The sequence below is a fragment of the Bosea vaviloviae genome (assembly GCF_001741865.1).
GTDB lineage: Bacteria > Pseudomonadota > Alphaproteobacteria > Rhizobiales > Beijerinckiaceae > Allobosea > Allobosea vaviloviae.
In genome coordinates this window covers 681,787-698,534 of record NZ_CP017147.1, presented here as the reverse complement: position 1 = coordinate 698,534, position 16,748 = coordinate 681,787, and the positions used below count along the sequence as shown (strand labels likewise).

General features: G+C 65.8%; 15 protein-coding genes. 11 read left to right on the top strand and 4 right to left on the bottom strand.

The features are described from left to right. Positions 1-14: 14 nt before the first annotated feature. The 4 genes from BHK69_RS03305 (at position 15) to BHK69_RS03290 (ending at position 3,790) form a co-directional block, all read left to right on the top strand. Complete coding sequence (locus BHK69_RS03305) at positions 15-1,013, top strand: ABC transporter ATP-binding protein (RefSeq protein WP_069688862.1); 999 nt, start codon at positions 15-17, stop codon at positions 1,011-1,013. Then, positions 1,010-2,017, top strand: coding sequence for an ABC transporter ATP-binding protein (locus BHK69_RS03300; protein WP_069688861.1), 1,008 nt, complete (start codon positions 1,010-1,012; stop codon positions 2,015-2,017). Before BHK69_RS03305 ends, BHK69_RS03300 begins: the two co-directional genes overlap by 4 nt. Further along, entirely contained in the window at positions 2,014-2,886 is an 873-nt protein-coding gene (locus tag BHK69_RS03295) for an alpha/beta hydrolase family protein (RefSeq protein ID WP_069688860.1), read from the top strand. The genes BHK69_RS03300 and BHK69_RS03295 overlap by 4 nt, the downstream gene beginning before the upstream one ends. A 73-nt stretch (positions 2,887-2,959) precedes the next feature. Beyond that, positions 2,960-3,790, top strand: coding sequence for an amidohydrolase family protein (locus BHK69_RS03290; RefSeq protein WP_069693338.1), 831 nt, complete (start codon positions 2,960-2,962; stop codon positions 3,788-3,790). 132 nt (positions 3,791-3,922) lie between these two features. Here the strand turns inward: BHK69_RS03290 and BHK69_RS03285 are convergent, their stop codons facing one another. After that, positions 3,923-4,759, bottom strand: a complete 837-nt coding sequence (locus BHK69_RS03285; protein WP_069688859.1) for a shikimate dehydrogenase — start codon at positions 4,757-4,759, stop codon at positions 3,923-3,925. A gap of 302 nt (positions 4,760-5,061) precedes the next feature. Here BHK69_RS03285 and BHK69_RS03280 point away from each other — a divergent pair, with 302 nt between their 5' ends. From BHK69_RS03280 to BHK69_RS03250, 7 genes are all read left to right on the top strand, one after another. After that, on the top strand, positions 5,062-6,147 hold the full coding sequence (locus BHK69_RS03280) for a LacI family DNA-binding transcriptional regulator (RefSeq protein WP_069688858.1): 1,086 nt from the start codon (positions 5,062-5,064) through the stop codon (positions 6,145-6,147). A gap of 83 nt (positions 6,148-6,230) precedes the next feature. After that, positions 6,231-7,106 (top strand): carbohydrate ABC transporter permease, encoded by an 876-nt coding sequence (locus BHK69_RS03275; RefSeq protein WP_069688857.1) that lies wholly within the window; start codon positions 6,231-6,233, stop codon positions 7,104-7,106. Then, positions 7,096-7,974: a carbohydrate ABC transporter permease gene (locus BHK69_RS03270; RefSeq protein WP_083269090.1), complete on the top strand. Its 879-nt coding sequence runs from the start codon at positions 7,096-7,098 to the stop codon at positions 7,972-7,974. The genes BHK69_RS03275 and BHK69_RS03270 overlap by 11 nt, the downstream gene beginning before the upstream one ends. 23 nt (positions 7,975-7,997) lie before the next feature. Continuing rightward, positions 7,998-9,293, top strand: coding sequence for an ABC transporter substrate-binding protein (locus tag BHK69_RS03265; protein WP_069688856.1), 1,296 nt, complete (start codon positions 7,998-8,000; stop codon positions 9,291-9,293). An 80-nt stretch (positions 9,294-9,373) separates the two neighbouring features. Then, on the top strand, positions 9,374-10,813 hold the full coding sequence (locus BHK69_RS03260; protein WP_148663309.1) for an FAD-dependent oxidoreductase: 1,440 nt from the start codon (positions 9,374-9,376) through the stop codon (positions 10,811-10,813). Positions 10,814-10,866: 53 nt separating this feature from the next. Beyond that, positions 10,867-12,522 carry an FGGY-family carbohydrate kinase gene (locus BHK69_RS03255; RefSeq protein ID WP_069688855.1) on the top strand — a complete coding sequence of 552 codons (1,656 nt, stop codon included), beginning with the start codon at positions 10,867-10,869 and terminating at the stop codon, positions 12,520-12,522. After that, positions 12,519-13,247: an SDR family oxidoreductase gene (locus BHK69_RS03250; protein ID WP_069688854.1), complete on the top strand. Its 729-nt coding sequence runs from the start codon at positions 12,519-12,521 to the stop codon at positions 13,245-13,247. The genes BHK69_RS03255 and BHK69_RS03250 overlap by 4 nt, the downstream gene beginning before the upstream one ends. Before the next feature lie 246 nt (positions 13,248-13,493). Here BHK69_RS03250 and BHK69_RS03245 read toward each other — a convergent pair whose 3' ends face one another. The 3 genes from BHK69_RS03245 to BHK69_RS03235 all read right to left on the bottom strand — a co-directional run bounded on the left by BHK69_RS03245 (position 13,494) and on the right by BHK69_RS03235 (position 16,737). After that, positions 13,494-14,120, bottom strand: coding sequence for a response regulator transcription factor (locus BHK69_RS03245; RefSeq protein ID WP_069688853.1), 627 nt, complete (start codon positions 14,118-14,120; stop codon positions 13,494-13,496). A 2-nt stretch (positions 14,121-14,122) separates the two neighbouring features. Further along, a complete protein-coding gene (locus tag BHK69_RS03240; RefSeq protein WP_244548385.1) occupies positions 14,123-15,127 on the bottom strand; it encodes a sensor histidine kinase in 1,005 nt (334 codons plus the stop codon). Positions 15,128-15,405: 278 nt separating this feature from the next. Beyond that, positions 15,406-16,737: an ABC transporter ATP-binding protein gene (locus tag BHK69_RS03235; protein WP_069688851.1), complete on the bottom strand. Its 1,332-nt coding sequence runs from the start codon at positions 16,735-16,737 to the stop codon at positions 15,406-15,408. Positions 16,738-16,748: the final 11 nt, after the last annotated feature.

The window sequence follows — 16,748 nt, the reverse complement described above, 5'->3', positions numbered from 1 at the left end:
TTCAACGTGTGCACATGAGTGAAGCTCCCCTCCTTTCCGTGCGCGGCCTCAAGACCGTGTTCCATGCGCAGGATGGCGCCTGGCCGGCGGTGGACGGCGTCGATTTCACTGTCGCCAAGGGTGAGGTGCTCGGCCTTGTCGGCGAATCCGGCTCGGGCAAGTCGGTGACCGGCTTCTCGCTGGTGCAACTGATCGACCCGCCGGGCGAGGTCGTTGCCGGCGAGGTGCTGTTCGATGGCACCGATCTGCGTGCCGCCTCGCAGGAGCGCCTGCGCCAATTGCGCGGCGACCGGATCGCGATGATCTTCCAGGATCCGCTGATGACGCTGAACCCGGTGCTCAGCATCGGCGAGCAGATGAGCGAGGCGATCCTCGAGCATCGCGACTGCAGCCGCATTGAGGCGCTCGCCAAGGCGGCAAAAGCGCTGGCGCGGGTCGGCATCTCCTCGCCGGAAACCCGGTTGAAGCAGTTCCCGCATGAATTCTCCGGCGGCATGCGCCAGCGCGTGGCGATCGCGACCGCGCTCCTGAACGACCCCGACCTGATCATCGCCGACGAGCCGACCACCGCGCTCGACGTCACCATCCAGGCGCAGATCCTCTACGAGGTGCAGAAGCTCTCGCGCGAGACCGGCGCCGCGGTGATCTGGATCACCCATGACCTTGCCGTGGTCGCCGAGCTCGCCGACCGGGTGGCGGTGATGTACGCCGGGCGCATCGTCGAGATCGGCGATGTCGAGACAGTGCTCGACCGGCCGTGCCACCCCTATACGCTCGGCCTGCTCAACTCCTCGGCCAGCATGGTCGCGCCGGGCGCGCGCCTGCACCAGATCGACGGCGTCGCGCCGCGCATCGACTCGCGCCCCTCCGGCTGCCCGTTCCGGCCACGTTGCGAGCGGGTTCTGCCCATCTGCGCCGACAGCGATCCACCGCCGCAGGCCTATGACGGCCGCACCCTGCGCTGCCACAACCCCGTGCCGGCAGCCCCCGAGCCGAAGCTGGTGGCAGCATGAGCGAGCCCCTGTTCGAACTGCGCGGCGTCCGCAAATATTTCCGCGGCAAGGCCAATATGGCCGAGCGCATCCTGACCGCGATCGGCCGGCACGCGCCGCCGGCGACGCTCAAGGCGGTCGACGGCGTCGATCTCAGCATCAGGAGGGGCGAAGTGCTCGGCCTGGTCGGCGAATCCGGCTGCGGCAAGTCGACCTTGGCGCGCATCGCCACCGGCATCCTGCCGCCGACCGCGGGCGAGGTCTTCTACAAGGGCCGCTCGGCCGCGACGCTGAAGGGCAAGGAACGGCTCGATTACCTGCTCAAGGTGCAGATGATCTTCCAGGACCCTTATGCCTCGCTCGATCCGCGCATGCGGGTGAGCCGCATCGTCGGCGAAGCGCTTGCGGTCCACAAGCTCGTGCCGAAGGCGGAGCTCAATGGTGCGGTCGACCGGGCGCTGAGCGAAGTCGGGCTCGATCTCGCCTATCGCGAGCGCTACCCGCACCAGTTCTCCGGCGGCCAGCGCCAACGCATCGGCATTGCCCGCGCGCTCGCGGTGAAGCCCGATTTCCTGGTCTGCGACGAGCCGGTCTCGGCGCTGGACGTCTCGATCCAGGCGCAGGTGATCAACCTGTTCATGGATGTGCGCGCGCGGCACGGGCTGACCTATCTTTTCGTCAGCCACGATCTCGGCCTGGTCCGCCATATCAGCGACCGCGTCGCGATCATGTATCTCGGCCGCATCGTCGAGATCGGCAGCGCGACCGCGATCTTCGCCGAGCCGGCGCACCCCTATAGCGCCGCGCTGATCAAGGCGATTCCCTCGGCAGCGCGGCGCAAGAGCAGCTTCCAGCCGCTGAAGGGCGAATTGCCGTCGCCGCTGGCTCCGCCCCCGGGCTGCCCCTTCCACCCACGCTGCGAGCACGCCATGGCGGTCTGCCGCGAGGTCCGTCCGGACCTCGTCGAGATCGCGCCTGGCCGCAGCGCGGCCTGCCACCTGCACACGATAGCGAAAGCCGCATGACCACGCTCGTTCTCGATCCGCCGCAGGGGCGCAGCACCCTGCCTTTCATCGACGCCCGTCACCCGCAGCGGCCCTTGCAGGTCAATGTCTACCGGCCGGCACGCCATCGCCCGGAGGACGAGGTCGTTTTCGTCCAGCATGGCATGCTGCGCAATGGCGACGACTACCGCGACTTCTGGATCGACGCCGCCGAAAAGCACAATTTGCTGATCGTCGCCCCGACCTTCGGCAACGACCACTTCCCCAAGGCGGAAGGCTACAACAACGGTCTCGTCGTCGGCGCAGACGGCGCCATCGCCGCAGAAGACGACTGGCTCTATGCCGTGCCCGCCCGGGTGCTGGCGGCGCTGCGCCAGGCCGGCGTGACCAAGCGCGACAAGGTCAGGCTGTTTGGCCATTCCGCCGGCGGCCAGTTCGTCCACCGCCTGCTGGCGACGCAAGAGCAGACGCCGTTCGAGACGGCCTTCGCCGCCAATTCGGGCTGGTACACCCTGCCGACGCTGGAGCGGCGCTTCCCGGAGGGCCTCGACGGGCTCGGCCTCGGCGAGGCGGAGCTGGCGCGCTGGCTGGCCTGGCCGATGGTGATCTTCGCCGGCAACCAGGACATCGTCACCAGCGATCCCAACCTGCCGGCGCAAGTCGAGGCCTTGGCGCAGGGGCCGATGCGCTATGCGCGGGCGCATTTCGTCCTCGACTTCGCCAAAGCGGAGGCGGCGCGGCGCGGCCTGGCCTGCAACTGGTCGCTGATCACCGTGCCCGGCATCGGCCATGATGGGGCGGCGATGTCGCGCGCCGCCGCAGCCTGCTGGTTCGAGGGCCGCATTCCTACGGCCGAGGAGTTGAAGCCGGAGGCAGCGCCGGTGGCTTGAGACAAGCCCGCAATATGGCTGGTTAAGGGATGGCTCTTGCCGATAGATATCGCCCAAAATGGGTGTGGTCGGCATGAGCGCATTTGACGAACGCAAGATCGACTGCCACGTCCACATCCTGGACCCTGCGCGGTTCCCTTACGCGCCGGATGTGACATACCAGCCATCGGGTCAGGAGATCGGTACCGCAGAGCAGTTGGCGGCTGTCCGCAATTTCTACGGCGTCGAACATTGCCTCATCGTCGGCCCCAATTCCGGCTACGGAAACGACAATCGCTGCCTGCTGGACGCAATCAGACGCGGCAATGGCAGCTATAAGGGCATCGCGGTCGTGCCAAACGCGTGCGATCGCGAAACGCTCATGGCCCTGCAGGCGATGGGGATTGTCGGGGTCGCCATCAACGCGACCTATCACAGCGTCGCGTACTATGCCGACATCGCTGCGCTGATCGGCCATCTCGAAGCGCTCGGCATGTATCTGCAGATTCAGACGCAAGGCGATCAGTTTCTCGGCCTGCTGCCGCATATCGAGGATCGCACTGTCAAAATCCTGATCGACCATTGCGGGAGGCCGATCATTACTGACGGGCTGAAACAGCCGGGCTTTGCCGCGCTATGCCGCCTTGGCGCCAGCGGACGCTGCTTCGTCAAACTCTCGGGCTTCGCCAAGTTCTCGCAGGAGCGCTTTCCGCACCGCGATGTCTGGCCGTTCATCGAGGCGCTGGTCGAGTGGTATGGCCTCGATGGCTGCATGTGGGCCTCCGACTGGCCACATCTGCGCGCGCCGGAGCGGATGGATTACGGGCCGCTGCTTGGGATGGTCGATCTGCTGTTTCCACGCGCCGCAGATCGAGCCAAGCTCCTGTGGGATACGCCGATGCGCCTGTTCCAGTTCGGCGCGTGACAAGAGCCGGATGATGTCAGATGGGGTCGCAAAGTGATCCCATCTCAAATCTGAATCCGTCTCTCATCCCGGGAGTGAGAGCAGGATCAATGCGAAAAACCGGTTCCCACTTTTTCGCATCCTGCTCTTGCCTCAGAGCGTCGCCTCGATGGCGGCGCGCAGGCCGGGCGTGATCTCGGGCATGACGCCGAACCAATTCTTGAAGGCCGGCCGTGCCTGATTGAGCAACATCCCAAGGCCGTTCACAGTGCGATTACCCCGCGCGCGCGCCGCTGCGAGCAGCGGCGTTTCCCGGGGCACGTAGATCAGGTCGGAGACGACGGTCGATGAAGGCAGCTTGGCGAGGTCAAGATCGAGCGCCTGCTCCTTGCCCATGCCCTGATTGGTGGTGTTGACGAGCAAGGCTGCATCCCCGATGGCGTCGTGCCGCTGATCCCAGGCGAGAGCCTTCACACTGAATTCCGCCGCAAGCTGCTCGGCCCGCGCTGCGGAGCGATTGCAGATGCGAATATCCGTGGCGCCGCGATCAGCAAGGCCGGCGATGACAGCCCGGGCGCCGCCGCCTGCGCCGATGACGATCACCGGCCCCGCATCCGCCGTCCATCCCGGCACGTCCTGGGCAAGCGACTCAGCGTATCCGAACGCTTCAAAATTGTGCCCTTCGAGACTTCCGTCCGGGGCGACGATGACGCAATTCATGGCGCCGATCTGGCGCGCGATGGGGGAGACGCGATCGACGATGGACAGCGCCAGCTCCTTGAGGGGCATCGTCAGGTTGCAGCCGGAAAAGCCGAGGGCGGGTAGCGCTCGCAACGCCGCCGCCAACCCCTCGGGTTTCACCGCAAGCGGGACATAAACGCCATTCAGGCCGTGCTCCCGCAGCCAATAATTATGCAGCACGGGCGAGCGCGAATGCATGATGGGATAGCCCATCACGCCGGCCATCAGATAGCGATCAGGCTGCTGCATGGTCGTCTCCCGAAACAGTGGCGCGCTCACGCCTTCACTTCCGCGTCGATGCTGGGGATACCCGACGGCTTCACCGGCAATGATCAACGACACGAAAGCGTCCACATCCTTGTCGGTGCAGCTGCAGAACCGCAAGATTGGATTTGCCCAGCGCATCGAAACCAGGGCTGCAAGGTCCGGATCTCGCTTGCACGGGGCCATCGTGCGGTGCCAGGGATCGAACCCATGAACAAGATATTTGCAAAGCCGCGAACAGCCTGTTAAACGTTTTACTGTAAAACGTTTAACAGGCTGTGGACCGCATGTCGGAGAGGCGCGTCACGATCAAGGATGTTGCGGCGCGCGCGGGCGTTTCGATCGCCACGGTGTCGAATGTCTTCAGTGGCAACAAGCCGGTGAATGCCGATCTGCACGAGCGCGTGCAGAGGGCGGCGCGCGAGCTGTCCTATCAGGTCGACCGCGCGGCCTCGCAACTGCGTTCGGGCCAGGCCAAGGTCGTCGGCGTGCTCGTGCCGGATCTCGACGACGTGTTCTTCACCTCGCTTGTCTCGCAGCTCGAGGTCATGGCGCAGAAGGACGGCTACGATATCGTCGTCGCCAGCTCGCGCGACGATACCGGGCTGGAACAGTCGCGATTGCGGACGCTGCTGGCCTGGCGTCCCTCGGGTCTGATCGTCGTACCGTGTTCGGACGCTATCCCCGCCGGGCTGGACAGCGAGTTCGCGCGCCTGCCGATGGTCTTTGCCGACCGCGTGCCGCCGGAAGGGTCGATCGTCGATACGGTCGCGATCGACAATCGCGAGGCCGGCGAGATCGCCGCCCGCCATCTGCTGGAGCTGGGCCATCGCGACATCGTCGTCGCGGCCTCAAACCTGGCGATTTCCCCGATCCGGGAGCGTGTCCGCGGCGCTTCCGAGCTGATCCGTGCGAGGGGGGGCGACGCCATCGTGATCGAGCTCGGATCGAATGCGGAGCGTGGCACGGAGGCTTTCGTGCACTGGCTCGAACGGCATAAGCGGCCGAGCGCGGTCATCGCCCTGACCAATGTCATCACGCTCAGCGCATTGTCGGCTCTTGCGCGGCTGCGCATCGATATCCCCGATCCGGTCTCCGTCGTCGGCTTCGACGACTATCCCTGGATGAGCGCGCGCAAGACCGGCCTCACCGCGATCCGTCAGCCGATCGCCGATATCGCCGCCACGGCCTGGGAGCGCCTGCGCCTGCGCATGTCCGGCGATGCCTCGCCGCGATTGGGCAGCGTTCTGCAGACCAGCCTGCAGGTGCGCGATTCCGTTCGTGATCTTTCGCCTGCCGCCAAGGACGACAACGAAAGCCTCAATCTGTCGCAGGACCAGGAGACGAAGACGGCGCTGAACGCCGTTCATTGAAAGACAAGGACGCCACTGAAAGACAATGACGACGTGATCACCGGGCCGAGAGAGCCCGGATCAAGAGAGTTCCGGAGGAAATAGTGCAGCTTCGAACAACAGCACGGCTTCTGCCGCTGCTTGCGCCGGTGCATCTGCTCATCCTGAGCGTGATCGTGCTGCCGTCGCTTTATGTGGTGTGGCTCAGCCTGAACATGTCGAGCTTCGGCCAGGCGCCGAGCTTCGTCGGGCTGCAGAATTACGTTCGCGTTCTTGCCGATCCGGCCTTTCACCACGCCTTGCTGAACACGGTCGTGCTCGTCGTCGTCGCGGTCCATCTTGAACTCGCCATCGGGCTCGGCATGGCGCTGCTGTTCGCCAGCGGCCTGCCGTTCCGCCGTTTCCTGCTCGTCGCGGTGCTCGCGCCTTACGCGGTGAGCGAGGTCACCGCCGTGGTGATGTGGCGCTTCCTGTTCGATCCCGATGCCGGGCCGATCACGCTGGCGCTGCGCGCGCTCAACCTGCCGACGCTGGATTGGTCGTTCGAGCCATCGCATGCGATGACCCTGATCGGGCTCCTGACGATCTGGCTGCACCTGCCCTTCACCTTCGTCATCGTCTACGCCGCGCGCCTTGCCATCCCCGCCGAACTCTACGAGGCGGCCAGGATCGACGGCGCCACGCGCTGGCAGGCCTTTCGGCGGGTGACGCTGCCGTTGCTTGCGCCCGCGATGCTGATCGCGCTGCTGTTCCGCTACATCTTCGCCTTTCGCCTGTTCTCGGAGGCGTGGCTACTGACGAAAGGCGGGCCGGCGCGGTCGACCGAGGTCGTGGCGATCTATCTCTACCAGGAGGCCTTCAGCTTCAACGCCTTCGGCCCGGCCGCCGCGACCGCCTGGATCATGGTCGTGATCTCGCTGGTGCTGGCGGGGGCCTATGTCGTCCTGCTCAGGCGGGGAGGGCTCACCCATGCGCACTGATTCCTTGCGCACCGTTTCCTGGCGCACTGATTCCTGGCGCACTGAGCGCTGGCTCATCGGGCTGGGCAAGGCGGCCGCGGTCGCAGCGATCCTGCTCTGGTCGCTGTTCCCGATCCTGTTCATCGCCGTCTCCTCGCTGAAGCCGGGGCAGGACATCTTCGCGGTGCCGCCGAAATGGATCTTCACCCCGACGCTGAAGCATTATGCCGAGCTCTGGCGGTCCTGGGGCGTCTTCTTCGACGCCTTGCTGAACAGCCTGCTGATCACGGTCGGCGCGACGCTGCTCGCGATCGTCGCCAGCACCTGCGCGGGCTATGTCTATTCCCGCCATTCCGGGCGATGGTTCGGCGCCAGCATCGCCGGGCTGATCATCGTGCGCCTCATCCCGCCGATCGTGGTGACGCTGCCGCTGTTCCCGATCGTCAACACGCTCGGCCTCAACGACACGCATCTTGTGCTGATCCTGCTCTATGCGACCTTCTTCGTGTCGCTCGGCACGGTGCTGATGCGCACCTTCATGGACCAGATCCCGCGCGAGCTCGACGAGGCGGCCTCAATCGACGGCGCCAGCCGCCTGACGATCCTGCGCAAGGTGATCGTGCCGCTGGCGATGCCGGGCGTGCTGGCGGTCGCGGTCTTCGTGATCGTGTTTTCCTGGAACGAGTTCCTCTTCGCCTTCGTCTTCACGGCCACGCGCGCCAAGACGGCGCCGCTCGTCATCTCCGAGATGATCGGCTCCATCGATGGCGTCGATTGGGGAATCCTCTTTGCTGCCTCGACCGTGCAGCTCGTGCCCGTCCTGCTCTTCGTCGTCTTCATGAACCGCTACCTCGTGGCCGGCCTCACTGCCGGTTCGACGAAGGGGTAGCCAACCATAAAAGGGAGGAAACCATGTCGAAGAAGCCCGAAACGAAACTGACCCGCCGCACATTCGTCGCCGGTTCCATTGGCGTAGCGGCCGCGTTCGCCGCCCGGCCCAGCTTTGCCGCAGGCAAGACGCTGAACGTGCTCAGTCACAAGGTCCACCAGACCGTGCTGGGTTCCGGCGACGGCGATCTGCTGAAGGACTGGCTCAAGGCCAAGGATGCAGACATCGCCTTCACGACCTTCGATTCCAACCCGCTGCAGGATCGGCTCTTCCGCGAGGCCAGCCTGAAGGAGACCGAATACGGCGTCGGCTATCTCATCGACAACCGCCCGACATCGCAGATCGCGGCGCTGTTCGAGCCGCTCGAGCCCTATCAGAAGCAGGATCCGATCGAGGACTTCGCAGACATCGCGCCCGGCCTCGTGCAGGGCATGACGATCGATGGCAAGCTGATCGGCATTCCCGTCCGCCATGCCACGCAGGGCCTGTTCTACAATGAGGCGTTGCTGGAAGAGGCCGGCATCTCGGCACCGCCGACGACGCTCGAAGAGCTGATCGAGCAGTGCAAGAAGACGACCTTCACCTCGAAAGCCGGCACGCCTGTCACCGGCATGGTGCTGGCGAGCGACCTCGCCGTCTTCCCGGTGATGTTCGCACGCGCCTTCGGCGGCGATTTCATCAGCGCGGATCTCAAGCTCGTCCCCGATCGCGCGGCGATGGAAGCCGCGCTTTCGGCTCTGCGCGGCATGTTCGAGGCCGGTGCGCTGCCGCGTAGCTACGCCACCACCAAGAATGACGACCACGTCACCTGGATGCAGCAAGGCAGGGCGGCCTTTTCGCCGTTGCCCTTCGCCCGCGCCGCCCAGCTCAACAACCCCGACCAGAGCAAGTTCCCCGGCAAGATCAAGGCGATCGAATTCCCCGGCTCCGCGACGATCAAGGGCAAGGTGCCGATGGCTTCCGTCGTCGAGGCCTGGGCGATGGCGATCCCCCGGAACGCCAAGGACAAGGCGCTCGCCTGGAGTTTCATCAAGGAGGTCTCGAGCAAGCGCGTGACGCTGGGCATGGCGATCAACGGCAATGGGCCGGTGCGTGTCTCCACCTATGCCGATGCGGGGCTGAAGGCGAAGAACGCGCTCGCAGCCGTCGAGGCCAAGGTCCTGGCGACGGCGCGCGGCGCCTTCCCACCATTTCCCGAGGCTGCGCGCGCCCAGGCGACCTTCCTCGAGGAAGTCCAGCTCGCCGTTCTCGGGCGCAAGCCGGTCAAGGACGCCGTCTCCGCCATCATCGAGCGCATCAAGCCGATGATGCCGGCCTGATCCCAATGATAACGGCCGGCGCCTCGGCGCCGGCCTCTGCATAGCCAATCGACATAACGCCAGTGGAAGGAAATCGCCTCATGTCCATGACCGGGGTTCGCTTCATCGAGGAGCCGGCGCGCTCCATCCCCGTCTCGGCCGAATACGACGTGCTCGTCGTCGGCGGCGGGCCATCGGGCCTCACCGCCGCGCTCGCCGCCGCCGAGGACGGCCTGCGCGTCGGGCTGATCGAGAGTCGCAGCTTCGTCGGCGGCAACATGACGATCGGGCTGCCGGTGCTCGGCTTCCTCGGGCAGAAGGGCAACCAGATCATCGACGGGCTGCCGCAGAAATTCATCGAACGCCTGCGCCGGGAGCGTGACGGTGCAAGCGAGCACCGGCCCTGCCCGCTGCATATGGGCATCACGCTGGTCGAGCCCGAAGCGGTCAAGACCGTGGCGCTGGAGATGCTGATCGAAGCCGGCGTCGATGTGCTGTTCTACACCTTCTTTGCCGGCGCGCTGGTCGAGAACGACATTATCCGCGGCGTCATCACCGAGAGCAAAACCGGCCGCACCGCCATCCTCGCCAAGGTCGTGATCGACTGCAGCGGCGACGCCGATGTCGCCTACAGCGCCGGCGTGCCGACCGAGAAGGGCAATGCCGATGGCGGCATGCAGCCGCCGACGCTGATGTTCTGCCTCGCCGGCGTCGACACCGACGCGCTGCGGATGAGCATCGCAAATGCGCCCCCGGAAGCGCGCACCTACCTCACCGACTTCATTCCGGCCGAGTATTTCGGCCAGAACCGCCAGTTCATCGTCGTCGGCATGCGCGAACTCATCGCCAAGGCCAAGGCTGAACGCGGCCTGGCGATTCCCAATGAGCGCACGATCATCATCACCGGCCTGAAGAAGGGCGAGGTCTGGATCAACATGACCCGGGTCAAGGGCACCGACGGCACCAACGCCCGCAGCCTGACCAAGGGCGAGATCGAGGGGCGTGCCCAGATCGACGATATCGTCACCTATCTCATCAACTATGTGCCGGGCTTCGAGAAGGCCTATTTCACCAAGACGGCGCCCTTCCTCGGCATCCGCGAGACGCGCCGCATCCTCGGGCAATATGTGATGACGCAGGAGGACGTGCTGGCCTGCACGCATTTCGACGATGCGATCGCCGTGGCGAGCTATCCGATCGATATCCACCGGCCCTCGGATGATGGCTGCACCCTGATCTGGTGCGGCGATTGCTACGATATCCCGTACCGGTCGCTCGTTCCCCAGAAGATCGGCAATCTCTTGGTCGCCGGCCGCAGCATCTCGGCCACGCATGAGGCCATGGGCGCGATCCGCGTCATGGCGACCTGCATGGCGATGGGCGAGGCCGCCGGGCGGGCCGCCAAGATTTCGGTGCGCGGCAACCGCCCACCGGCCGATATCGACATCGAGGAGCTGCGCCGCCAGCAGCTCGACCATGGCGTCTATCTGCGCAACCCCGACGGCAGCCGCGCCGGATCACCGAACCGGGCCGCAGCCTGACCGCTCTTGCACGGGGCGGCCATCGCCGCCCCCGCCGACAGGATAGCGAGGATATGACCGAGCATTTCATTGGCATCGACGTCGGCACCGGCAGCGCCCGTGCCGGCATCTTCGACCGGAACGGGCGCATGCTCGCGACGGGCAAGCGCGACATCGCGCTCCATCAGGACGGGCCGGATATCGCGGAACAGTCGAGCGAGGATATCTGGCGCGCCGTCTGCGCCAGCGTGCGCGCGGCGATGGCGCAAGCGAAGCTCGCAGCAGAGGCCATCGCCGGTATCGGCTTCGATGCGACATGCTCGCTCGTCGTGCTTGGACAGAACGGGGCATCGCTGCCTGTCGGCGCCCATGGCGATGCGAGCCGCGACATCATCGTCTGGATGGATCACCGCGCGCTGGCGCAGGCTGAGCGCATCAACCGCATCAAACATCCGGTGCTCGCCTATGTCGGCGGCACGATCTCGCCCGAGATGGAAACGCCGAAGCTGCTCTGGCTCAAGGAGCATCTGCCGGAGAGCTATGATGCGGCCTGGCAGTTCTTCGACCTCGCCGATTTCCTGACCTGGCGGGCGAGCGGCTCGCTGGCGCGCTCATCCTGCACGGTCACCTGCAAATGGACCTATCTGGCGCATGAGGCGCGCTGGGACGCCGGCTACTTCCACCAGATCGGGCTCGGCGATCTGGCCGAGCAAGGTTTTGAGCGCATCGGCATCGAGATCGTTCCCGGTGGCACGGCCCTGGGCCAGGGCCTCACGGTGCAGGCCGCGGCCGATCTCGGTTTGAAGCCGGGCACGGCCGTTGCGGCCGGGCTGATCGACGCACATGCCGGCGGTCTCGGCTCAGTCGGCGTCCGTTCGCCCCACGGCACGGCTCTGACCCGCATGGCCTATGTCTTCGGCACCTCGGCCTGCACCATGGCGAGCAGCCGGGAACCGATCTTCATCCCGGGCGTCTGGGGCCCCTATTTCTCGGCGATGGTGCCGGGACTCTGGCTCAGCGAAGGCGGCCAGTCCGCCGCTGGCGCGGCGATCGAGCAGTTGATCGGCTTCCATCCGGCCACGCCGGAGGCGCAGCGCCTGGCCGCGAAAGATGGTCTTTCGCTGCCCGCCTGGCTGGCAGACCGCGCGGCTGGACGGAGCGACGAGCTCTCCGATGCCGTGCGGTTGGCGAGGAGCCTCGTCGTCGTGCCTGATGTCCTCGGCAATCGCTCGCCCCATGCCGATCCGCAGGCGCGCGCCTTGATCGCCGGTCTCGGCATGGAGCGCGATCTCGACCACCTCGTCGCGCTCTATGTCGCGGGGCTTACGGGTATCGGCTACGGGCTGCGGCAGATTCTGAAGGCCAGCCGCGCCCAGGGCGCCATGATCGAGGCGATCGTGCTCAGCGGCGGCGCGGGCCGCCATCCCCTGATCCGGCAAGTGCTGGCCGACTGCGCCGGTTTGCCCGTGCTCGTACCCGACGATGTCGACCCCGTCCTGCTCGGCGCGGCGATGCTCGGTGCGACTGCCGCCGGCGCCTTCCAGGATCTCGCCCAGGCCATGACCGAGATGGCCCCGGCAGCGAGCGCCTTCACACCAGCCGGCGGCACTATTGCCGCGCTGCACGACAGGCGTTTTGCCGCCTTCGACCATCTGCAGGACGCCGCGCGCGTGGCGCGCGACCTGATGCGCGCAACCGAAGATCACGCAGTATCGGAGTGGACCACGTGACGCAGCAACTGGCCGGAAAAACCGCCGCGATCACCGGCGCCGCCTCGGGTATCGGGCTCGCTTGCGCAAAGCGCCTGCTCGCAGCCGGAGCCTGCGTCATTCTGGTCGATCGCGACGAAGCAGCGCTGGCTCGCATATGCGGCCCGCTCGGCGCGGAGGCGATACCGCTCGTCGTCGATCTGACCGATGCCGCTTCGGTCGCCGGCATGATGCCGCAGATTCTCGCAAGGACCGGCCAGCTGGACATCTTCCATGCCAATGCCGGCTCCTATGTCGGCGGGCCGGTCAGTGATGGCGATCCTGACGCCTGGGACCGGATGCTGAATCTCAACGTCAACGCCACCTTCCGCAGCATCCACGCCGTGTTGCCGCATATGATCGCGCGCAAGACCGGCGACATCATCGTCACGAGTTCGGTTGCCGGCGTCGTCCCGGTGGTGTGGGAGCCGATCTACACCGCCTCCAAGCACGCGGTGCAGGCCTTCGTTCATACCGTCCGTCGTCAGGTCATTCCGCACGGCCTGCGTGTCGGGGCCGTCCTGCCCGGCCCGGTCGCGACGGCGCTGATTGCGGACTGGCCTCGGGAAAAGCTCGAAGCCGAGCGCGCGGCCGGCGGCCTGATCGAAGCCGAGGAGGTGGCGGAAGCCGTCTTCTTCATGCTCAGCCGGCCCCGCAACGTCACGATCCGCGATCTCGTGATCCTGCCGCAAAGCACGGATCTTTAGCCGTGAGCGTTTTTCCTATGCCTTGAATCGTCATTGCGAGGAGCTGAGCGACGAAGCAATCCAGGAGGTCTCGCTCGGCAGCTCCTGGATTGCTTCGCGGAGCCTGTACTCGGGCTTGCCGAAGGCAAGACCCGGGTGCTCGCAATGACGGGTCAAGGCGAAGCCCAAATATCGATCAGAGCGAGAGCAGTGCGCGATGCAGAGGCGACCGAAGATCTGCGGGCGGCAAGGGCCGGCTGCTCCCTTTCAGCTTCGTCCACCCGGGGATGTCAGCCTGTCTGCCATGCGGATCAAATCCGCAAGCGTTGCGGCCTTCATCTTGCGCATGGCCTGGCCACGGTGGACCTTCACGGTGATCTCGCTGAGGTTGAGGTCGGCTGCAATCTGCTTGTTGAGGCGGCCCTGGACGACGAACGCCATCACATCCCTCTCGCGCATCGACAGCGTCTCGAAGCACGCCTTGATCTCGGCCAGCGCCGCCTCTCCCGCGCGCCTCTCGCGATCGATGTCGATGGCGGCGCGGATCGCGTCGAGCAGGTCCTGCTCGCGAAAGGGTTTCAGCAGGAATTCGACGGCGCCGGCCTTCATGGCGCGCACGGCCATCGGCACATCGCCATGGCCGGTCAGAAAGATGACCGGGAGGGGATCGCGCAATTTTGCCAGCTCCGCCTGGAAATCCATGCCGCTGGGCCCGGGCATCCTGACGTCGAGAACCAGGCAAGACGGCTGGTCGGGGCGGCGAACCAGCGCAAACTCCCGGACCGATGCGAAGCATGCAACCGCATAGCCCACGGACCGGAACAGGCTGTCGAGCCCGTCCCGCACGGAGGGATCGTCGTCGATGACGAAGACGGTTGGGGTCTCCTGGCTCATTCCTAGACCGTCCTCGTCGTGTTCAGCGGGAGCGTGAAGCCGAACACCATGCCGCGCGGATGGTTGAGCGCGGCATAGATCGTGCCGCCATGAGCCTCGACGATCGAGCGGCTGATCGCCAGCCCCATACCCATGCCGCCGGGCTTGGTCGTGTAGAAGGCTTCGAACACCTGCGCGATTGCCACTGGCGCGAGACTGGCGCCGGTGTCGCGAACGCTCACCGTGATCTTGCTGGCGTCAGAGGCCGCGCTGACGAGCAGGTCACGCGGGCCTGTCTCCAGGCCACCCATCGTCTCCGCGGCGTTGACCACGAGATTGAGGACGACCTGTTGCAGCTGGACACGGTCGACCAACGGGGGCGGAAGGTCGACGCCGTAATCGGTGCGCAGCACGACGCGGTTCCGGCGGATTTCGGCGCGCGCCAGAACCAGGGCCTCATCGATCAGTTCGACGAGGTCGACCCTGTCGCGCGAGGGCGGAGATTTGGTGACGAGGCGGCGGACGCGGCCGATGACCTCGCCGGCGCGATCGGCATCCGTCACGACGCGGCCGAGCGCGCGCCTGGCTTCATCGGGCGAAGGGGGCGATGCGTCGAGCCAGCGCAAGGCGGCGTGCCCATTGGCGACGATGCCGGCAAGCGGCTGGCTGACCTCATGGGCGATCGAGGCCGTGAGTTCCCCCATGGTGGTGACGCGCGCCATATGGGCCAGATCCGCCAGGGCCTGTCGGGCGCGCGCCTCGGTGGTCTCGTTCCTGATCGCGAGAAAGGTCGTCGTTGCGATGGCGAGCAGGCTCAAGGCGCCGTTCACCAAGCCTGACTGACGGTCGCCTTGCGTGGTGAGGATATAGCTCACGACCGTCAGGACGGCGCATCCGATACCGATGGTCGCGACGAAGCGCGTCCGGCCGGACTGTGCCGCGATCAGGATGACAGCAACATAGAGGACAGCGAAGGCGATTTCCCGGTCCGTGACGGTGTCGGCAGCGAAGATGGCCGCGACGAACACTGAAAGCCCCAGCCAAAGCAGGGGCCTTTCGATCGGAAATGTCAGCCTTTTGCGTCTCATGCACCGACCTTTGCACCGACCCCAGCGAACCTGCCTTTGATCTATATCTTAGAGCAATCTCCGATCCGATTGGATCGTTCAATTGCTCTAGATCTTTGTTTTAACGCGTTTTCTCCCGCGCAAACGCTTCGCGTTTGCGCGGGAGAACCGGCGTCCACTTCGCTCGAAAACGCTCCAACCGATCCGCGGTGGGGTGCGACCATCGCGACCCGCCGGGTTCAGTTGGGATCGTCGAGCGTGAACAGGTCGGCTTGCTCGTCATAGGCGAAGTACTCAGCGTAGCGCGCCCAGTTCGTGACCGCCTTCAGGGTCGTGGCGGCGTAGTCTTCCGACATGTGATCCTCAAGCTCGTCGCGAAAGCGCCGCGCCGGGGCACGATGGCTCGGCCGCTCGTCGAGCACGCGGCGAATATGGGCCGCAAGCGGAACGTAGATCGCCAGATGCTGCGAGAAGAGACGCTTGCGCTCGTCGACGTCGCTGTCGGCGAAACGCAGGCCAGGCGCCGTCAGCTTGATGTCGCCGCCCTCCAGATCGGCGAAGCGCAGGAGTTGGAGCGTTTCCGCCACCGGGAAGAGATCATCGATCTCAAGATGCAGCTCGGCCGCAAGCGGCGGCAGGTCGGCCTCGCCCTTGTACGGATCGGCCGCGATCGCCTCGATCATGCCGGCCATCAGATTGGTCGAGACGCGCGGCAGCGACATGGAGATGCCGGTGCCGGGGAAAAGGCCCTCGCGCACCGGTGCACCCGATCTGGCGGTCATGCGGGCATAGATATCCTCGACCAGCATGCGGAAGGTCGGGTCGAGCCGGTTGCGGGGCTGGGGCATATCGACCTTGATCTCGGCGATTACCCGGCCGGGATTCGAGCCGAAGATCAGAATGCGGTCGCACATCAGCACCGCCTCCTCGATGTTGTGGGTCACCATCAGGATGGCCTCGATCGGCATCCGCCCTTCGCACCAGAGGTCGAGCAGGTCGGTGCGCAGGGTCTCCGCCGTGAGCACGTCGAGCGCCGAGAACGGCTCGTCCATCAGCAGCACCTTGGGATGGACGACGAGCGCACGCGCTAGGCCGACGCGTTGGCGCATGCCGCCTGAAAGCTCCTTCGGATAGGCGCTCTCGAAGCCGTCGAGGCCGATCAGGTCGATTGCCGCGAGCGCACGCTTGCGCCGCTCGGCCGGGACCACGCCCTGCGCCTCCAGCCCGAGCTCGACATTCTCCAGCACGGTCAGCCAGGGGAACAGCGCAAAGCTCTGGAAGACCACGGCGACACCCGAGGTCGGTCCGGTCACCGGCTTGCCCTGAAAGGTGACGATGCCGCTGCTTGGCCGGATCAGGCCGGCGATGGCGCGAAGAAGGGTCGACTTGCCCGACCCGGAGCGGCCGAGCAGGCCGACGATCTCGGCGGGCCTGAGCTCGACATCGACCTTGTCGAGCACGATGAGCGAGCCCGATGCGCCCTTGTCGTAGGTCTGGCAGATTTGGGCAGCGCTGACGAGCGGCACGATCCCGCCAGTCTGGGGCGTCCGGGTGATGACGGTGGCGTCCATGGTGCGATCCT

Excerpts from the sequence above, each read along its gene's own strand:
- BHK69_RS03245 (WP_069688853.1), bottom strand. The coding sequence starts at position 14,120 with ATGAGCCAGGAGACCCCAACCGTCTTCGTCATCGACGACGATCCCTCC.
- BHK69_RS03270 (WP_083269090.1), top strand. The coding sequence starts at position 7,096 with ATGCGCACTGATTCCTTGCGCACCGTTTCCTGGCGCACTGATTCCTGG.
- BHK69_RS03300 (WP_069688861.1), top strand. The coding sequence starts at position 1,010 with ATGAGCGAGCCCCTGTTCGAACTGCGCGGCGTCCGCAAATATTTCCGC.
- BHK69_RS03305 (WP_069688862.1), top strand. The coding sequence starts at position 15 with ATGAGTGAAGCTCCCCTCCTTTCCGTGCGCGGCCTCAAGACCGTGTTC.
- BHK69_RS03295 (WP_069688860.1), top strand. The coding sequence starts at position 2,014 with ATGACCACGCTCGTTCTCGATCCGCCGCAGGGGCGCAGCACCCTGCCT.
- BHK69_RS03285 (WP_069688859.1), bottom strand. The coding sequence starts at position 4,759 with ATGCAGCAGCCTGATCGCTATCTGATGGCCGGCGTGATGGGCTATCCC.
- BHK69_RS03235 (WP_069688851.1), bottom strand. The coding sequence starts at position 16,737 with ATGGACGCCACCGTCATCACCCGGACGCCCCAGACTGGCGGGATCGTG.
- BHK69_RS03260 (WP_148663309.1), top strand. The coding sequence starts at position 9,374 with ATGTCCATGACCGGGGTTCGCTTCATCGAGGAGCCGGCGCGCTCCATC.
- BHK69_RS03290 (WP_069693338.1), top strand. The coding sequence starts at position 2,960 with ATGAGCGCATTTGACGAACGCAAGATCGACTGCCACGTCCACATCCTG.
- BHK69_RS03255 (WP_069688855.1), top strand. The coding sequence starts at position 10,867 with ATGACCGAGCATTTCATTGGCATCGACGTCGGCACCGGCAGCGCCCGT.
- BHK69_RS03265 (WP_069688856.1), top strand. The coding sequence starts at position 7,998 with ATGTCGAAGAAGCCCGAAACGAAACTGACCCGCCGCACATTCGTCGCC.
- BHK69_RS03280 (WP_069688858.1), top strand. The coding sequence starts at position 5,062 with ATGTCGGAGAGGCGCGTCACGATCAAGGATGTTGCGGCGCGCGCGGGC.